Source organism: Luteibacter mycovicinus (assembly GCF_000745235.1).
In the GTDB taxonomy this organism is placed as follows: Bacteria; Pseudomonadota; Gammaproteobacteria; order Xanthomonadales; family Rhodanobacteraceae; genus Luteibacter; species Luteibacter mycovicinus.
This window is the reverse complement of sequence record NZ_JQNL01000001.1, coordinates 2,588,628-2,606,337: the sequence shown is the minus strand read 5'-3', so window position 1 is coordinate 2,606,337 and position 17,710 is coordinate 2,588,628. Positions and strand designations below refer to the sequence as shown.

Below are 17,710 nucleotides of genomic sequence, written 5' to 3'. Positions count from 1 at the left end.
CCCGCGAATAGCCGTTAAGGTTGACAGTGTGAGCCGACCTTTCCACACTGCGCGCCTTCGTACCCGGGATCTCACCATGACCGCAGCCCTACGCCACGACTGGTCCCGCGAAGAGGTCGAGCACCTTTTCGCCCTGCCGTTCAACGACCTGCTCTTCCAGGCGCAGAGCGTGCACCGTGCGTATCACGACCCCAACGCCGTGCAGGTTTCGACCCTGCTCTCCATCAAGACGGGCGGCTGCCCCGAGGATTGCGCCTACTGTCCGCAGGCGGCGCGCTACGCCACCGGCGTCAAGGCCGAGAAGCTGATGAGCGTCGAGGCCGTCGTCGCCAGGGCGCAGGCCGCCAAGGATGCGGGGGCCAGCCGCTTCTGCATGGGCGCCGCGTGGCGCTCGCCGAAGGATCGGGATGTGGCCAAAGTCGCCGAAATCGTCGGCGCGGTGAAGGCCCTGGGCCTGCAGACCTGCGCCACGCTGGGCATGCTGACCCAGCCGCAGGCCGATACGCTGAAGTCCGCCGGCCTCGATTTCTACAACCACAACCTGGACACGTCGCCGGACTTCTACGGCGAAATCATCCACACCCGCGAGTACCAGGACCGCCTGGACACGCTGGAGCATGTGCGCCACGCCGGTATGAAGACCTGCTGCGGCGGTATCGTCGGCATGGGTGAATCGCGCGCCCAGCGCGCCGGCCTGCTGATGACCCTGGCGAACCTGCCCGAACATCCGGAGTCCGTGCCGATCAATCGCCTGGTGCAGGTCGCCGGTACGCCGCTGGCGGGCACCGAGGCACTGGATCCGTTCGAGTTCGTGCGCAGCATCGCCGTCGCCCGCATCCTCATGCCGGCCTCGGTCGTCCGCCTCTCGGCCGGCCGTGAGTCGATGGACGACGCTCTGCAGGCACTGTGCTTCGCCGCGGGCGCCAATTCGATCTTCTATGGCGAGAAATTGCTGACGACCGGCAATCCCGATGTGGAGCACGACCGTCGCCTGTTCGAGCGCCTCGGTCTGAAACCGATGGAGGTCGAGATCGAGCCGGGCACCGTGCACGCGGACATCGTCGAACGCGCCGACGCGGCGTGAACCGGCCGGGCCTCCTCGTCCGACTGGAGGCCGCGCGCGCGGCGCGCGAGCAGACCGGCCTGCTGCGACGCGCGCGAACCTGCGAAAGCCTGGGCGGCGCCCGTCGCATGATCGACGGGCGCGTGCTCATCGACTTCTGTGGCAACGACTATCTCGGGCTGGCCGGACATCGCGACCTGATCGCCGCGATGTCCCGCAGCGCCTTCGCTGAAGGCGTCGGCACCGGAGCCGCGCACCTCGTCTCGGGGCATCGCGGCGAACATGCGGCGCTGGAAGAGGAACTGGCCGACTGGACGGGCCGCGAACGCGCCGTGCTCTTCTCGACCGGCGTCATGGCCAACCTCGGCGCCCTGCAGGCCCTGCTCGGAGCCGGCGCGATGCCCTCGCCGGGCAAACCGGCGGCCCTCTGCGTCCAGGACCGCCTCAACCACGCCAGCCTGCTGGACGGCGCCCATCTCGCCGGCGCCGAGCTGCGCCGCTATCTCCATGGCGACGCGCAGGCCGCCGCACGGCAACTCGATACACGCCCGGACCTGCCCGCCCTCGTGGCGACCGATGGCGTGTTCAGCATGGACGGCGATATCGCCCCGCTGGCCGAACTGGCCCGGGTCTGCCACGCGCGCCAGGCCACGCTTTATGTGGATGACGCGCACGGCCTGGGCGTGCTCGGCCCGGAGGGCGCGGGCTCGGTGGCGGCGGCGGGGCTCGATGCGAGCGCGGTGCCCGTCCTGATGGGCACGCTGGGAAAGGCCCTCGGCAGCGCCGGGGCTTTCGTCGCCGGCGACGCCGCGGTCATCGAGGCGATCGTTCAGTTCGCCCGGTCTTACATCTACACGACGGCGATGCCCGCGGCGCTCGCGGCCAGCACGCGAGCCGCACTGCGACTGGTCCGCAAGGATCCGGAAGGCCGGCGCGAGCGCCTCCGGGAGAACATCGCCCGTTTCCGGGCGGGAGCGGCCCAGATCGGGCTGTCGCTCATGCCCTCCCCCACGGCGATCCAGCCCCTGCTGATCGGCGGGGCGGACGACGCGATGGCCGCCGCGCGCGCGCTCGAGGCCGCCGGCTTCCTCGTGGTGGCGATTCGCCCGCCGACGGTGCCTCGCGGAGCGGCGCGCCTGCGCATCACGCTATCCGCGACACATACGCCCGACCGCATCGACGGCTTGCTGGGCGCCCTGGCGGCGCTGCCCCGCCCCCGGCAGGACGTGGCCGTATAATGGACGACCGCACGCCCCACGCCATGCCCATGTCGATCCTCAATATTTCCGCCTACAAGTTCGTCGCCCTGGACGACCTGGACGACCTGCGCGCGCACTTTGTCGCACGCTGCGACGCCCTGGCGCTGAAGGGCACGATCCTGCTGGCGCCGGAAGGGATCAACCTGTTTCTGGCCGCGCGGCGTGAGGCCATCGCGTCGTTCATGGCCTGGCTGCACGAGGACGCCCGCTTCGCGGATATCGCACCGAAGGAGAGCCTCTCGGACCACGTGCCGTTCAGCCGCATGCGCGTACGCCTGAAGAAGGAAATCATCACCATGCGCGCGCCTGCGATCCGCCCCGGGGCGGGCCGCGCGCCGCATGTCCTGCCGACCGATCTGCGCCGCTGGCTCGATCAGGGCCATGACGATGACGGCCGTGAAGTGGTGCTGGTCGATACGCGCAACGATTACGAAGTGGCGGCCGGCACGTTCGAGAACACGGTGGAGTACGGCATCGCCAGCTTCACGGCGTTTCCCGACGCCGTCGCCGCCGACCGCGCGCGCTTCGATGGCAAGACGGTGGTGTCGTTCTGCACGGGCGGCATCCGCTGCGAGAAGGCGGCCATCCACATGGCGGGGATCGGTATCGATCGCGTCTTCCAGCTCGAAGGCGGCATTCTCAAATACTTCGAGGAAGTCGGAGGCGCGCACTGGCGCGGCGACTGCTTCGTCTTCGACGATCGCGGCGCGGTCGACCCGGGCCTGGCGCCGAGCACCGCGGCATGACCGGCCTGCATATCGAGACGCATGGTACCGGCCCGACGCCGCTGGTGATGATCCATGGCTGGGCCATGCACGGCGGCATCCTCGCGCCACTGATCGAAGCGCTTGCCGACCGTTTCACGATGTATGTCGTGGATCTGCCGGGCCACGGTTATTCCCGCGACTCCGACATCCCGCTCGAGCCGCTGGCATGCGCGCGCGCCATCGCCGAAGTCACCCCGCCCGCCGTGTGGCTGGGCTGGTCGATGGGCGGACTGGTCGCGCTCGTGGCGGCACTCGACCTGCCTGACCACGTCCGCGCTGTGGTGCCGATGTGCTCCACGCCGTGCTTCGTGAAAGACGAGAACTGGCCGCATGGCAACGATGCAGCGATGGTGCGGAAGCTGGCGGCGGACCTCGATGCGGACTACCGCGCGACGGTCGAACGCTTCATCGCACTCGAAGCCATGGGTAGCGCCGACCCGCGCGCGGAGGCGCGACGCCTGAAGGACGAGGCGTTCTCGCGCGGCGAGCCCGATCCGCGCGTGCTGATGGAAGGCCTGCGACTCCTCGAGGCCACCGACCTGCGACCGCGCCTGCACGAGATCGCTCGCCCGAGCCTCTGGATAGCCGGTCGTCGCGACCGCATCGTCCATCCCGACACGATGCGCTGGTCCGCGCAAGCGGCCGGTGGACGGTTCGAAGAAATCGCCCATGCCGGGCACGCCCCCTTTATCGGACACGCCGCCGCCGTGGCGGAAGTCCTCACGCAGTTCACCGACGCGAATCCATGAGCGACTTCCATTTCGATCGACGCCAGGTCCGACGTAACTTCGGCCGTGCCGCGGGCACCTACGAAAAACACGACGCGCTACAGCGCGAAGTGCAGTCGACACTGGTCGAGCGCCTTGAGATCTTCGAACAGGTGCCCGAGGTCGTACTCGACGTGGGCGCCGGAACGGGACGCGGCAGCGCCGCCCTGAAGAAGCGTTATCCGAAGGCCCAGGTGATCGCGGTCGACCTCGCGCTGCCGATGCTGAAGCAGGCGAAGCAGCATGCCAGCTGGCTGAAACCGTTCGGCCGCGTCGTCGCCGATGCGTACACACTGCCGGTGCCGGATCGGAGCGTCGATATCCTCTTCTCCAATCTCTGTTTTCAGTGGTGCGAGGACCTGTCGCGACTTTTCGCCGAGTGCGCGCGCGTGCTCAAACCCGGTGGCCTGCTCACCTTCTCGACGTTTGGCCCGGACACGCTGACCGAATTGCGTGCCGCCTGGGCCGAAGCCGATCAGCGCGCCCACGTGGCACGCTTTCTCGACATGCACGATGTCGGTGACGCGATGCTCGCGCAGGGACTGAAGGACCCGGTGCTGTTCGCCGAGCGCTACACCCTGACGTACCCGACGCCGCGCGCCGTACTCGACGAGCTGAAGGGCCTGGGTGCCAACAACGCCGATGCCGACCGTGCGCGCGGCCTCACCGGCAAACAGCACTACAAGCGCATGATCGACGCGTACGAAGCCATGCGAAGCGACGGCGTCATTCCGTCGACCTGGGAAGTCGTCACCGCGCACGCATGGGGTCCGCCCGCGGGTCAGTCGCGCCGCGAAGGCGGTGGTGAGATCGCAAGCTTCCCCATCGAGAACCTGCGTGGCTCACGGCGCAAGACTCCGTTCTGATCGCGAGCACTCGCACCGCGCCAGATGGTCGTTGACCATGCCGGTGGATTGCATCAGCGCGTAGCAGAGCGCGGTACCCGCGAAGCGAAACCCACGCTGGCGCAACGCGGCGCTCATCCGGTCCGACGCTTCACTGCGACAGGGGACGTCGCACGCCCGCTGCCATGCATGAATCACCGGCGCGCCGCCGACAAAGTCCCACAGGTAAGCCGACAGCGAGCCGGTGTCCTCGACAATACGCTGGCATCCACGCGCGTTGCCGCGCACGGATGCGAGCTTCAGGCGATGTCGTATCAGTCCGCGGTCGAGCGCGAGGGCCGCAAGCTCGCCGTCGCTCATCGCGGCCACCCGCCCGATGTCGAAGCCATGGAAAGCGCGGCGGTAATTCTCACGCTTATCCAGCACCAGACGCAGGGCGAGGCCCGCGCGCGCGCCATGAAGCGTCAGATGCTCGAAGAGGCGCGTGTCGTCATACACCGGCACGCCCCACTCGGTGTCGTGGAACCGACGCTCCACCTCGCTTCGCTCCGCCCAGTCGCAGCGCATGTCCCCACCTCACGGTTCATCCGAAGGGGGACAAGCATATGAAGCCGGACGCACACAACGATGTCCGCGAACACAGGCTGCGGACGTGCGAATGCGGGGAACACCATCGAAGTACATCCGCCCGCACCGACACTGGGCGTCTCCGTCAGTCTGTGGGCAGGACGGCGGTAGCTACCAGGGCAGTGCGTCGAGATCGACATTGCCGCCGCTAAGCACGACGCCCACACGACGTCCGGCAAAACGGTCGGGATAACGCAGCATGGCGGCGAGCACCGTGGCGCTCGATACTTCGACGACGATGCGCAGCTCCGTCCACAGCAGCTTCATGGCGTCGATCGCTTCACCGTCGGTCACGCGCAGCACGCTGACGCCATGCTCGCGAAGGACATGAAAGTTCGGTTCGCCGATCAGCGTGCGCAAGCCATCGCATACCGTCTCCGGGGTGAACGGCCCGACCCGCCGTCCGCTCTCGAGCGAACGCGCCGCGTCGTCGGCACCTTCCGGTTCGGCACCGAACAAGGCGATGCCTGGATCGATGCCGTGCGCGGCGATCGAACATCCGGAAGCCAGACCGCCACCGCCGACGGGAAACAGGATGGTGTCGAGGCCAGGTGCCTGACGGAGCAGTTCGGGCAGGAGCGTTCCCTGACCCGCCATCACGCGCGGATCGGCATACGGGTGCACCAGTTCGGCGCCGGTCCGCGCCTGTATCTCGGCGGCCGCCGCTTCGCGCGCCGCGGTCGTCGGCGCGCAACGGTGAATGGTCGCGCCCGCTGCGGCGATCGCATCCACCTTGGCTTTCACCGCGCCCTCAGGCACGACGACGTGGGCGGCAATGCCCCGGGTACGTGCCGCCATCGCCAGCGCATTGCCGTGGTTGCCGGACGAATGGGTCACCACACCGCGCGCGGCTTCCTCGTCACCGAGTGACCAGACGGCGTTCGTGGCGCCACGAAACTTGAACGCACCGCCGCGCTGCAGGTTTTCGCACTTGAACACGATCGATGCACCGACCAGCGCGTCGATGCGGTCGCTGCGCAGCACCGGTGTCACGAGGGCATACGGCGCGATACGCGCGGCGGCATCACGCACATCCGCGAAGGTCGGCCCTGTCACGCGTCGAACTCCACACCGCAGATGAAGCGACGTTCCTCGCCCGGCGCCAGCGTGATCAACGGCGCGCAGTCATCGCGATTGAAGGCATCGGGCATGCACTCCATCGGTTCGAGGGCGACGGACTTACGCGCGTCGCGCTCCGCCGTATCCGAGGTGAAGACGAGCATGACGCCCTTCTCCTGCCAGACCGCGATCGCCGCGCCCGTCGCCGGATCGCGCAGGCGCGTACGCGCCTTGCCGTCGGTGCCGAGCTGAAGGTCTGCATAGGTATGATTCAGCGCCGTCGCGCCGATGGCCCGCGGCTTGCGAAAGTCGAACTGACGATCCGCCTTGTCCACGGACTGCCACGCACGCGTACCCGGCAATGGAATGAAGCCTTCGTCCGTCGCGATGATCTTGTCGGCGGGCACTTCGAGCTCCCAGCCTTCGATCGGGTTGTCCGACAGGCGGAAGTACGGGTGCCAGCCGAAAAAGGTCGGCGCCGCGTTGTCACCGACGTTGCGCGTACGCGCATCGACCGTCAGGCCGTGCTCGTCGAGCGTAAAGGTCACGCTGAAGTCGAGCGAGAACGGATAGCCAGGCTGCAGGTCCGGACGGATCACCGGGGTGGCGAACGTGACCGACGCTTTATCGTCGTCACCCTGCTCGTTCTGCACGTCGAAAAGAACGCCGCGCAGAAAGCCGTGACGAGCCGCACGGTCGGCACCGACGGCACCGGGCTGCAAATCGTAAGATTTTCCTTCAAAGGTGTAGCGCGAGTCGTTCACGCGATTCGCGAAGGGCGTCATGATCGCGAAGCGCGAGCCCTTGTGGCCCACCAGCTCGTTCTCGTCCCGGAAGCCATCGGCGATGTTGCGCTGCACGCCGCCCGCGCGCGTGGTGATCGACAGCACGGTGGCGCCACGGCGCGCGATGCGGACTTCGCGATCCGCGTCGGCATCGACCAGCACAACCAGTTCGTTGGCGCCCAGGGTGGAGCGCGTCACGGTGAAACGGGACATGGGTAGGCTTCCTTTTGACGGATCTGGCCGCATGTTAGCCTGCCTGTCAGACAAGAAGATGTGTTGTGCCTGCCATGAGCGATCGTTCGGACGCCCCCACCACTGTCATCCGCCTGGCCGACTACCGGGCACCCGCCTGGACGGTCGAGCACACCGCGCTGACCTTCGATCTCGGTATCGACCGGAGTGAGGTCACCGCGACGCTCGAGCTCCGGCGCCGAGCCGACGAACCGGTCCGCCTCAATGGCGAAGGCCTCGAACTGCTCGAACTGACGGTCGACGGACGCCGTCTGGTCGAGGGTGAGTACATCCTCGCCAACGGCCTGCTGGAGATCGCAATCGAAGGCGATCGCTGCACGATCGGCACACGGGTCGCCGTGCGGCCGGCCGAGAACACGGCCTTCGAGGGTCTCTACCTTTCCGGTAGCCGCGAGAAGGGTTTTCTTCTCACTCAGTGCGAAGCCGAGGGGTTCCGGCATATCACCTTCTTCCCGGACCGCCCCGACGTCCAGTCGAAGTACACGGTGGAACTGCGCGCGGACAAGGCCCGTTTCCCCGTACTGCTCGCCGGCGGCAATCCCGATGGTGCCGGTGATCTGCCCGACGGGCGGCACTGGGCACGCTTCGTCGATCCGCATCCGAAGCCGAGCTATCTGTTCGCGCTCGTGGCCGGGCATCTGGAGCGGATCAGCCACGACTACACCACCGCGGACGGCCGTGCCGTCGCGCTGCACATCTGGGCCGAGGCCGATGTCATCGACCGCTGCGACTACGCGATGGATTCGCTGATTCGCTGCATGAAATGGGATGAGCGGACGTACGGTCGCAATTACGATCTGGACGTGTTCCACGTCGTCGCCACGCATGACTTCAACATGGGCGCGATGGAGAACAAGGGCCTCAACATCTTCAACGCGAAATACCTGCTGGCCGATCCGGATTCGAGCACCGACGACGAGTACCGTCACGTCGAGGCCGTGGTCGCCCACGAGTATTTCCATAACTGGAGCGGCAATCGCGTCACCTGCCGCGACTGGTTCCAGCTCAGCCTGAAAGAAGGCCTGACGGTTTTCCGCGAGCAAAACTTCTCCGCCGACATGAACTCGGCGCCGCTCAAGCGCATCGAAGACGTCGCCCTGTTACGCCGCGCGCAGTTCCCGGAAGACGCCGGCCCCTTGTCGCATCCGGTACGCCCCTCGCAGTACAGCGAGATCAACAACTTTTACACCGCGACGGTGTACGAGAAGGGCTCGGAACTCGTGCGCATGCTCGCCGGGCATCTCGGCGCGGCCGGCTTCCGCCGGGGTATGGATCTGTACTTCGACCGGCATGACGGTCACGCCGCGACCATCGAGGATTTCCTCGCCGCGCTGGGCGAGGCGAACGACACGGATCTCTCGCCCTATCTTGCCTGGTACGGCCAGGCCGGCACGCCGCGCCTGACCGCCGAGGGCCGCTACGACGCGGCACAGCGACGCTACCGCCTGACGCTTCGTCAGCGTACGCCGGCGAGCGCGGGTCAGCCGACCAAGCAGCCGCTTCCCGTGCCTGTCCGCCTGTCGCTGTTCGATCGCTTGGGCAAGGCCTTGCCGCTCCGCCTGGAGGGGGAAGATGCCACCGGCGAGACCGAGCGCACGCTGGTGCTGCGGGACGCGGAGCATGCCTTCGTCTTCGAGGACCTCGACGCCGTTCCGGTGCCCTCCCTGCTGCGCGGCTTTTCCGCCCCGGTCATCCTGGAATTCGATTACGCGCCGGATGAACTGGCCGTGCTGCTTCGTCACGATGTGGACGGCTTCAATCGCTGGGAGGCGGGCCAGCAACTGGCCGGCCTGGCCTATGACGATGTCCGTGACGGTCGAACCACGAGCGCCGCCATCGGGGCGTGGACAGCGGCGCTGGCCGACCTGTTCGCCGACCCGGCGATGGACGATGCGCTGCTCGCCGAACTGCTCACCCCGCCCGGTGAGATCGAGTTGGTGGAGCGTCAGGCCGAACGTGACCCCGACCGGATTCGCGAGGCCCGTCAGGGCATGCTGCGCGCACTGGCGACGCGCATCGGCGCATCGACGCTGCGGACGCGCTACGACACCCTGCGCGCGGCGACCAGCGCCAGTCTCGATTCAGTCAGTCAGGCCCGACGCCAGCTCAAACGGCGCGTACTCGACCTGCTCGGCCTGGTCGACAAGGACACCGCCGCAAAACTGGCACGCGCTCAGTACGACGAGGCGCCGGGCATGACCGACCGTCTTGCCGCCCTGAGCACGCTGGCGACCCTGGACCCGGCGGCAGCCGCGTCCGCCATCGCCCACTTCCGTCAGCGCTATGAGGGCAATGCCCTTGCACTGGATAAGTGGTTTGCCGTGCAGGCGCAGTTGCCCGGCGATGGCGCGTTCGCCCGCGTTCAGGCCATCGAGCACGATGTCGCCTTTACGCTGAAGAACCCCAACCGGGTGCAGTCGCTGATCGGAACGTTTGCCCGCGCCAATCCCAGCGGCTTTCATCGCGCCGATGGTGCCGCGTACCGCTGGCTGGGCGATCGCCTGGTCGCCATCGACGCGCTCAATCCGCAGGTGGCCGCTCGCGTGGCGACGGCATTCAATGGCTGGAAGCGGCTGGAGCCCGTACGACGGGAGGCTGCCCATGCGGTCGTGGCCGAACTCGCGGCGCGCAAGGATTTGTCGCGGGATCTCACCGACATCCTGGCTCGGGTGGCCATGGGCTGACGCGGCACCACGTAAAAAACTGACGCACCGCGTCACCAATTGCCGAAACAGAGCACTTGGTTGACGAAAAAGTCACACACAGTTCATTCGAACGGTGTAGATTCTCACCCAACGAAGAAAGCCGCAGCTGATGCCGCGGCTCTTTGTGCCAGTCATACGGTTTCTGGCGCCCGGCAGCACGGTCATCCTGGATTCCCCCTGTTCCTGAGACCGCCGGGCGCCAGATCTCATTCGATAAGTCGAATGGGGCATCCTTGCCCACATCCCGCTTCCTCCCTCCGGCACACGACCAAACCCCTGTCGTTCGGTCTCGGCGCGCGTGTTATCGCGCAGCGTCTGCCCAGGTGAAGTGCCTGACTTAGAAAGCATAACGCGTGCCAACCTACACGGTCTTGCTGGCGTAAAATGCGGGCAGGCCTCGCGCGAACCATTCCCATGCTGCATACAGAAACCTACGACGTCATCGTGGTCGGTGGCGGACACGCCGGCACCGAGGCGGCGCTTGCGTCCGCACGCGCCGGCGCACGAACCCTGCTGCTCAGCCACAACATCGAAACGATCGGGCAGATGAGCTGCAATCCCGCCATCGGCGGCATCGGCAAAGGGCATCTGGTCAAGGAAATCGATGCTCTTGGCGGCGCTATGGGGCATGCGGCGGATCGGGCCGGTATCCAGTGGCGGACGCTGAACGCGTCCAAGGGGCCGGCCGTCCGCGCGACGCGCTGCCAGGCCGACCGTGCGCTTTACCGCGCCGCCATTCGCTCCATCGTCGAGACGCAGCCCAATCTGGTGCTGTTCCAGCAGGCGGTCGACGACCTGATCCTGGTAGATGGCCGGGTGGCCGGCGTACGTACGCAGATGGGCCTGGACTTCCACGCGCCCGCCGTCGTGCTTACCGCGGGCACGTTCCTCGCCGGCAAGATTCACATCGGCAGCGCGCAGTACGCCGGTGGCCGTGCGGGCGATCCGCCAGCCTCGACGCTGGCCGCGAAGCTTCGCGAGTTGCCGGTCGCCGCCGACCGCCTGAAGACCGGTACCCCGCCGCGCATCGACAGCCGCAGCATCGACTTCTCGCTGCTGGCCGAGCAGCCGGGCGACGATCCGATGCCGCACTTCTCGTACATGGGTTCGGCGGCGGAACATCCGCGCCAGGTCAGCTGCTGGATCACGCACACGACCGAGGCGACGCACGACCTGATCCGTGGTTCGCTGGACCGGTCGCCGCTGTACAGCGGACAGATCGAGGGCGTAGGCCCGCGGTACTGCCCGTCGATCGAGGACAAGGTCGTTCGCTTCGCGGACAAGACCTCCCACCAGATCTTCGTCGAGCCCGAGGGCCTCGACACGTTCGAGATCTATCCGAACGGCATTTCCACGTCACTGCCCTTCGATGTGCAGTACGCACTGGTCCGTTCGATCCCCGGTTTCGCGAATGCCCACATCACGCGCCCGGGCTATGCGATCGAATACGACTACTTCGACCCGCGCGGCCTGCATCCGTGGCTGGAAACCCGGGCCATTCCCGGCCTCTGGTTCGCCGGCCAGATCAACGGCACCACGGGTTACGAGGAAGCGGGGGCTCAGGGCCTGATCGCCGGCATGAATGCCGCACTGAGCGTACGCGGCGACGCGCCGTGGTATCCGCGCCGCGACGAGGCTTACATGGGCGTGCTGATCGACGACCTGACGACCAACGGCACGATCGAGCCGTACCGCATGTTCACCTCGCGGGCCGAATATCGCTTGCATCTGCGCGAAGACAACGCCGACCTGCGCCTGACCGCGCAGGGCTATGCGAAGGGCGTCGTGTCGGAAGACCGCTTCCGCCGTCTGGAAGCCAAGCGTGACGCCGCCGAGCGCGAAACCGCCCGCCTGCGTGGACTCTGGGCCGCACCCGCCAACGCGCTTGGCGCGGCCGTGCAGCGCTCGCTGGGCATCGCCGTGAGTCGCGAGACACACGCACTGGACCTGCTTCGTCGGCCGGAGATGGACTACGCGGCGCTGACCGCCGTTCCCGAACTGGGTCCGGCGGTAGACGACGCCGAAGTGGCGACCCAGGTGGAGGTCCAGGCCAAATACTCGGGTTACCTCGAGCGCCAGCGTGAGGAGATCGAGCGCCAGCGCCGTCATGAGTCGACCAGCATCCCCGAGAGCTTCGACTACGACCGCGTGCGTGGCCTGTCGGCTGAGGTACTGCTCAAGCTGAAGCGCTCGCTGCCGGCGACCATCGGCCAGGCCTCCCGTATCAGCGGCGTCACTCCCGCGGCGATTTCGCTGCTGCTGGTGCACCTGAAACGACGAGCCGCCTGAGCCCGGGCGAGACCACCGTGGCTTTCAGCAGGCGGCGGATGACGCACCCATCTGGCATCATCGCCTCATCGGTTGAGGCGGGAAGACAGCAGCATGCAAGTGTGGATCGGACGAAACGGCGAGCGGTTCGGGCCTTACGCGGACGACGAGATCCGTCAGTGGCTGCGGGACGGCACTTGCCGTCCTGAGGAACTCGGCTGGTACGAGGGCATGAGCGACTGGCGCCCCCTGGGCGAACTCTTTCCCGACGACCGCCCCGCGCCCGGCGTCGTGCCGCCCCCGCCGCCGCCCTTCATGGGAATCAACGAGGCCGCCGTGGAGCCGGAGTACGCCGGTTTCTGGCTGCGCTTCGGCGCCTGGGTGATCGACTACATCATCCTGATGGTCCCCTTCACCGTCATCAGCCTGATGATGGGGCTGGGCAGTCTGATGGCGTCGATGATGGCGCAGTTCGAACACGATCAGGCCGGCGCGATCAAGGCGTACGCCGAGGCCGTGCAACCCATCTCCTATGTGCTGCTGGTGATCGGTTTCGCTTACTACGCCTTCTTCGAAAGCTCGAAGTGGCAGGCCACGCCCGGCAAGCTCGCGTGCGGCATCCGCGTGACCGACGCCAGCGGTCAGCGCCTGACGATCGGTCGCGCCGCCGCCCGCAACGTGGTTCGCCTGTTCAATGCCGTGACATTGCTGGTACCCATGGTGTTCTACGTGGTCGCCGCCTTCACCGAGCGCAAGCAGGGGGTCCATGACCTCCTGGCCAGCACCTACGTCGTACTGGGTCGCGCGGACAAGGCCGCCGTGCAAGCCCCACGTACCGGGACGAACGGCAGCTTCGACGCCTGATTGCCCGACCTGCCCCGGCCCGGAGGCCGGGTTACCACCTGTGCTTGCTATCATCGGCGGCCCGGCCCGACATGCCGGCCGGCTGAGTCAAAGCACAGGAAAGTCATGCAGAGCATCGAACAACGTATTGCCCAGGACATCGCCGCGAAGCCCGAACAGGTGCGCGCGGCGGTGGAACTGCTCGACGGTGGCGCCACGGTGCCGTTCATCGCCCGCTACCGCAAGGAAGTCACCGGCGGTCTCGACGACATCCAGCTTCGCCTGCTCGAAGAGCGCCTGCGCTACCTGCGCGAGCTGGAAGACCGTCGCGCCGCGATCCTCGACAGCGTCGCCGAACAGGGCAAGATGACCGACGCCCTCAAGGCCGACATCCTCAGCGCCGACACCAAGGCCCGCCTGGAGGATCTCTACCTTCCGTACAAACCCAAACGCCGTACCAAGGCACAGATCGCTCGCGAAGCCGGCCTCGAGCCCCTCGCGCTCGGCCTGCGCGAAGATCCCACGCAGGACCCGGAAACCGTCGCCGCGGCCTTCGTGGATGCCGACAAGGGCGTGGCCGACGTAAAGGCCGCACTGGACGGCGCGCGCGCCATCCTGATGGAAGCCATCGCTGAAGACGCCACCCTCGTGGGCGAGCTGCGCGACTGGCTCTGGGAGAACGGCCAGATCCGCGCCACCGTCGTGCCCGGCAAGGAAAACGAAGGCGCGAAGTTCCGCGACTATTTCGATCATGCCGAGTCGGTCTCGAAGATTCCGTCGCACCGCCTGCTCGCGCTGATGCGCGCCCGCAACGAAGGCGTGCTCGAGATCGACCTCAACCCCGCCGTCGATGCCGATCAGGGCCATGCCGAGGGCGAGGGCCGCGTGGCCGCACGCGCCGGCATCGTCAACCAGGGCCGCGCGGCCGACGCCTGGCTGCGCGAGACCGTGCGCCTGACCTGGCGCGTCAAGCTGCATCTGCACCTGACGCTCGACCTGTTCGGTCGCGTACGTGAAGGCGCCGAGGACGAGGCTATCCGCGTCTTCGGTGAAAACCTCAAGGACCTGTTGCTGGCCGCTCCGGCCGGCGGCAAGACCGTGATGGGCCTCGATCCGGGCATCCGGACCGGCTGCAAGCTCGCCATCGTCGACGCCACGGGCAAGCTGCTCGCGTACGACACCATTTATCCGCACGAGCCGCGCAACCAGTGGGATCAGTCGGTCGCGCGCATCGCGCAGCTCAGCAAGCAGCATGGCGTCAACCTGATCGCCATCGGCAACGGAACCGCCTCGCGCGAGACCGACAAGCTGACCGGTGAAGTGATGCGCAAGCACGCCGACCTCAATCTGTCGAAGGTCGTCGTCAGCGAAGCCGGCGCGTCGGTGTACTCCGCGTCGGAGCTCGCATCGAAGGAATTCCCCGAACTCGACGTGTCGATCCGCGGCGCCGTGTCGATCGCACGCCGCCTGCAGGATCCTCTGGCGGAGCTGGTCAAGATCGAACCGAAGGCGATCGGTGTCGGCCAGTATCAGCACGACGTCAACCAGGTGAAGCTGGCGCGCGCACTCGACGCACGCGTCGAAGACTGCGTCAACGCCGTAGGCGTCGACGTCAACACCGCGTCCGCCCCGCTGCTCGCGCGTGTCGCCGGCTTGTCCAGCAGCGTCGCCGAGAACGTCGTCAAGCATCGCGATGCGAACGGCCCCTTCCCCAGCCGCAAGGACCTGCTCAAGGTACCGCGCCTTGGCGACAAGGCCTTCGAGCAGTGCGCCGGCTTCCTCCGCATCAGCGCGGGCAGCAACCCGCTCGACGCCAGCTCCGTGCATCCCGAGGCGTACCCCGTCGTCGAGCGCATCCTCAAGCAGTGCGGTCGCGAGGTGAAGCAGGTGATCGGCGATACGTCGTTCCTGCGCAGCCTGAAGGCGGAAGACTTCACCGATGAGAAGTTCGGTGTACCGACCGTGCGCGACATCCTCAGGGAACTGGAAAAGCCCGGCCGCGATCCGCGTCCGGAGTTCGTCGCGCCGAGCTTTGCCGAGGGTGTGGAAGACCTGAAGGATCTCACCGTGGGCATGGTGCTCGAAGGACGCGTGACCAATGTCGCCGCCTTTGGCGCGTTCGTCGACATCGGCGTGCATCAGGACGGTCTGGTCCACGTGTCGGCGCTGTCGCATACCTTCGTCAAGGATCCGCGCGATGCGGTGAAAGCGGGCGACATCGTCAAGGTGAAGGTCATGGAGATCGACCTGCCGCGCAAGCGCATCGCACTCAGCATGCGCCTGGATGATGTGCCGGGCGAAGCGCGCGGTGGTCGCCCCGGTCAGCGCGACGACGCCCCTGCGGGTGGCGGCAATCGTCGCGGCGGGCAGGGTGGCGGTGCCCGTGCGCCCCAGCCACCGAAGCAGGCTGCCGCCCCGTCCAACAGCGCGTTCGCCGACGCTTTCTCGCGCGCGCTTAAGAAATAACGCAACACCGCTCCGCGCCTCGTCCGAGGCGCGGAGTCAGGGGACCACCCATCCGCAAGATCCTAGTGCGCCGCAGCATGCGCTGGCGTATGGCTTCGATTACCGTAACGTTTCTCTAACGCCCCACACACGGAGTGATTCCACATGCGTATTCGTCATCTTGCCGGTGCCATCGGCGCCGCCCTTCTCTTCAGTGCCGGGGCGCACGCCGACGGTTTCACGCAGGTGGTGTCCTTCGGTGACAGCCTGAGCGACAACGGCAACGTCTCCACGCTGATCCGCTCGCCTGTCGCGCTCCGCTTCACCACGAACCCGGGCACGGTCGCGGTCGAGAACATCGCGTCGTACTACGGGCTCTCGCTCACCCCGTCACTCAAGGGCGGAACCGACTACGCGTACGGCAACGCGCGTGCCGCCACGGTCAACCCGGTCACCGGCACGCCGCTGACCGTCCCGCCGACCTCGACACAGATTCAGACGTATCTCGCGTCCACCGGCGGCAAGGCCGACCCGAACGCGCTGTACACCATGTGGATCGGCGCCAACGACCTGCTGGCGGCACTGAACAACCCGGCCACGGCCCAGGTGACCGTCGCCACGGCCGCCACGAACGAAGTCGGCCAGATCAAGGCACTGCAGGCGGCTGGCGCGAAGACCATCGTCGTCTTCAACCTGCCCGACGTCGGCAAGACCCCCGCAGCGCTGGCTCAGGGCGCAACGGCCGCCGGCCAGATCAGCCAGCTGTCGCAGGTCTACAACGGCATCTTATCCGGCGGTCTGGCCCAGGCCAACCGCGGCATCGTGCCGATCGACACCTACGCGCTGCTCAACGAAGTCATCGCAAGCCCGAGCACCTACGGCTTCACCAACGTCACCGTGCCGGCCTGCAGCACGGCCAGCTCGCTGACCTGCACGCCGGCCACCCTGCGCGACCCGAATGCGGCATCGACCTACCTGTTCGCCGACGGCATTCACCCGACCACGGCGGCTCACGCGATCCTCGGCCAGTATGCGATTTCGGTGATTACCGCCCCGCAGAAGATCTCGCTGCTCGGCGAAGCCGGTCTCGCCTCCGACGCCGCGCATGTCCGTGTGCTGCGTAACCAGATGCTCGCCGATAACTTCGGCGCCGACTCCCGCGTGTTCGCGGCCGTCGACTACGGCCAGCAGAAGTTCAAGACGACCGACACTTCGCCGAAGACCGACAGCGACAACGTCAACCTGACGGTCGGTGCGGATGCCAAGGTCAACGAGAACGTCTCCGTCGGTGTCGCTCTTGGCCTGTCCCAGAACAACGCCGACTTCCAGGGCGGTGGCGGCTACAAGATGCAGGACGTCGCCGGTTCGGGTTACGCCTTCTATCACCAGGGCGGCGGTTACGGCGGCGCGTTCGTCACCTTCGGCCAGCTCAGCTTCACCGACATCGATCGCCGCATCGACCTCGGCGCCGCACGTCGCACCGAGACGGGCAAAACCGATGGCTCGCACGTGGGCGCAGGCCTGCAGGGCGGTTGGTGGTTCGGTAGCGACACACTCAAGACCGGCCCGTTCGTCAGCGTGGAATTCGAGCAGCTGCGCGTGTTCGGTTACACCGAGCGCAGCAACACCAGCACCGCGATGACCTTCGGCAAGCAGACGCGTAACGCTCGTATCGAAACGGCAGGCTGGCGCCTGCAGGGGTCGATGCAGGCCGGCAGCACCATGCTGCACCCGTTCGCCGAGGTGTCCTACAACCACGACGGCCGCGCCGACGATCGTTACGTCACCGCGGGTCTCAACAGCATGGCCGGTAAGTTCGAGGTCCAGGGTTTCACCCCGGACAAGACCTGGGCCACGGCCGACCTCGGCGTCACCGCCGACTTCAGCCAGACCTGGAGCGGCTGGGCGAGCTACAGTGGTCGCTTCGCAGACGACACGCAGCGTTACAACAGCCTCAACCTCGGGCTGAAAATGTCGTTCTGATCGAGCCTCTCACGAGCGGATCGGTTGCAAAAAAAGACGCCG

The 17,710-nt window shown here is 66.9% G+C and carries 13 protein-coding genes; 10 read left to right on the top strand and 3 right to left on the bottom strand.

Going from position 1 to position 17,710, the window contains the following annotated elements; genetic code table 11:
• Positions 1–76: 76 nt before the first annotated feature.
• The 5 genes from bioB to bioC are packed head-to-tail and all read left to right on the top strand — an operon-like array spanning position 77 to position 4,722.
• The gene (bioB, locus tag FA85_RS11470) at positions 77–1,084 is read left to right on the top strand and encodes a biotin synthase BioB (RefSeq protein ID WP_036116596.1); all 1,008 of its coding nucleotides are present in this window, start codon (positions 77–79) and stop codon (positions 1,082–1,084) included.
• Complete coding sequence (gene bioF / locus FA85_RS11465; RefSeq protein ID WP_036116598.1) at positions 1,081–2,301, top strand: 8-amino-7-oxononanoate synthase; 1,221 nt, start codon at positions 1,081–1,083, stop codon at positions 2,299–2,301. Before bioB ends, bioF begins: the two co-directional genes overlap by 4 nt.
• Complete coding sequence (locus tag FA85_RS11460) at positions 2,301–3,068, top strand: sulfurtransferase (RefSeq protein WP_239739916.1); 768 nt, start codon at positions 2,301–2,303, stop codon at positions 3,066–3,068. Before bioF ends, FA85_RS11460 begins: the two co-directional genes overlap by 1 nt.
• The gene (bioH, locus tag FA85_RS11455; protein ID WP_036116600.1) at positions 3,065–3,838 is read left to right on the top strand and encodes a pimeloyl-ACP methyl ester esterase BioH; all 774 of its coding nucleotides are present in this window, start codon (positions 3,065–3,067) and stop codon (positions 3,836–3,838) included. Before FA85_RS11460 ends, bioH begins: the two co-directional genes overlap by 4 nt.
• Entirely contained in the window at positions 3,835–4,722 is an 888-nt protein-coding gene (bioC, locus tag FA85_RS11450; RefSeq protein ID WP_036116601.1) for a malonyl-ACP O-methyltransferase BioC, read from the top strand. Before bioH ends, bioC begins: the two co-directional genes overlap by 4 nt.
• Here bioC and FA85_RS11445 read toward each other — a convergent pair.
• From FA85_RS11445 to FA85_RS11435, 3 genes are all read right to left on the bottom strand, one after another.
• Positions 4,699–5,268 carry a DNA-3-methyladenine glycosylase I gene (locus tag FA85_RS11445; protein ID WP_036116603.1) on the bottom strand — a complete coding sequence of 190 codons (570 nt, stop codon included), beginning with the start codon at positions 5,266–5,268 and terminating at the stop codon, positions 4,699–4,701. The genes bioC and FA85_RS11445 overlap by 24 nt on opposite strands.
• A 171-nt stretch (positions 5,269–5,439) precedes the next feature.
• Positions 5,440–6,384 carry a threonine ammonia-lyase gene (locus FA85_RS11440; protein ID WP_036116605.1) on the bottom strand — a complete coding sequence of 315 codons (945 nt, stop codon included), beginning with the start codon at positions 6,382–6,384 and terminating at the stop codon, positions 5,440–5,442.
• The gene (locus tag FA85_RS11435; protein ID WP_036116607.1) at positions 6,381–7,385 is read right to left on the bottom strand and encodes an aldose 1-epimerase; all 1,005 of its coding nucleotides are present in this window, start codon (positions 7,383–7,385) and stop codon (positions 6,381–6,383) included. The genes FA85_RS11440 and FA85_RS11435 overlap by 4 nt, the downstream gene beginning before the upstream one ends.
• Before the next feature lie 74 nt (positions 7,386–7,459).
• On the opposite strand from FA85_RS11435, the gene pepN reads away from it, so the two are divergent.
• The 5 genes from pepN (at position 7,460) to FA85_RS11410 (ending at position 17,668) form a co-directional block, all read left to right on the top strand.
• Positions 7,460–10,108, top strand: a complete 2,649-nt coding sequence (gene pepN / locus FA85_RS11430) for an aminopeptidase N (RefSeq protein WP_036116610.1) — start codon at positions 7,460–7,462, stop codon at positions 10,106–10,108.
• A 435-nt stretch (positions 10,109–10,543) separates the two neighbouring features.
• Positions 10,544–12,418, top strand: a complete 1,875-nt coding sequence (gene mnmG / locus FA85_RS11425; RefSeq protein ID WP_036116613.1) for a tRNA uridine-5-carboxymethylaminomethyl(34) synthesis enzyme MnmG — start codon at positions 10,544–10,546, stop codon at positions 12,416–12,418.
• Positions 12,419–12,511: 93 nt separating this feature from the next.
• Complete coding sequence (locus FA85_RS11420) at positions 12,512–13,261, top strand: RDD family protein (protein ID WP_051944089.1); 750 nt, start codon at positions 12,512–12,514, stop codon at positions 13,259–13,261.
• A gap of 105 nt (positions 13,262–13,366) precedes the next feature.
• Complete coding sequence (locus FA85_RS11415) at positions 13,367–15,706, top strand: Tex family protein (RefSeq protein ID WP_036116615.1); 2,340 nt, start codon at positions 13,367–13,369, stop codon at positions 15,704–15,706.
• A gap of 144 nt (positions 15,707–15,850) precedes the next feature.
• Positions 15,851–17,668: an autotransporter domain-containing protein gene (locus FA85_RS11410; protein ID WP_036116616.1), complete on the top strand. Its 1,818-nt coding sequence runs from the start codon at positions 15,851–15,853 to the stop codon at positions 17,666–17,668.
• Positions 17,669–17,710 lie beyond the last annotated feature (42 nt).

What these genes read in the sequence shown, in the direction of transcription:
- FA85_RS11445 (WP_036116603.1), bottom strand. Translation starts at nt 5,268, where the DNA reads ATGCGCTGCGACTGGGCGGAGCGAAGCGAGGTGGAGCGTCGGTTCCAC.
- FA85_RS11420 (WP_051944089.1), top strand. Translation starts at nt 12,512, where the DNA reads ATGCAAGTGTGGATCGGACGAAACGGCGAGCGGTTCGGGCCTTACGCG.
- mnmG (WP_036116613.1), top strand. Translation starts at nt 10,544, where the DNA reads ATGCTGCATACAGAAACCTACGACGTCATCGTGGTCGGTGGCGGACAC.
- FA85_RS11435 (WP_036116607.1), bottom strand. Translation starts at nt 7,385, where the DNA reads ATGTCCCGTTTCACCGTGACGCGCTCCACCCTGGGCGCCAACGAACTG.
- pepN (WP_036116610.1), top strand. Translation starts at nt 7,460, where the DNA reads ATGAGCGATCGTTCGGACGCCCCCACCACTGTCATCCGCCTGGCCGAC.
- FA85_RS11460 (WP_239739916.1), top strand. Translation starts at nt 2,301, where the DNA reads ATGGACGACCGCACGCCCCACGCCATGCCCATGTCGATCCTCAATATT.
- bioB (WP_036116596.1), top strand. Translation starts at nt 77, where the DNA reads ATGACCGCAGCCCTACGCCACGACTGGTCCCGCGAAGAGGTCGAGCAC.
- bioC (WP_036116601.1), top strand. Translation starts at nt 3,835, where the DNA reads ATGAGCGACTTCCATTTCGATCGACGCCAGGTCCGACGTAACTTCGGC.
- FA85_RS11415 (WP_036116615.1), top strand. Translation starts at nt 13,367, where the DNA reads ATGCAGAGCATCGAACAACGTATTGCCCAGGACATCGCCGCGAAGCCC.
- FA85_RS11410 (WP_036116616.1), top strand. Translation starts at nt 15,851, where the DNA reads ATGCGTATTCGTCATCTTGCCGGTGCCATCGGCGCCGCCCTTCTCTTC.
- bioH (WP_036116600.1), top strand. Translation starts at nt 3,065, where the DNA reads ATGACCGGCCTGCATATCGAGACGCATGGTACCGGCCCGACGCCGCTG.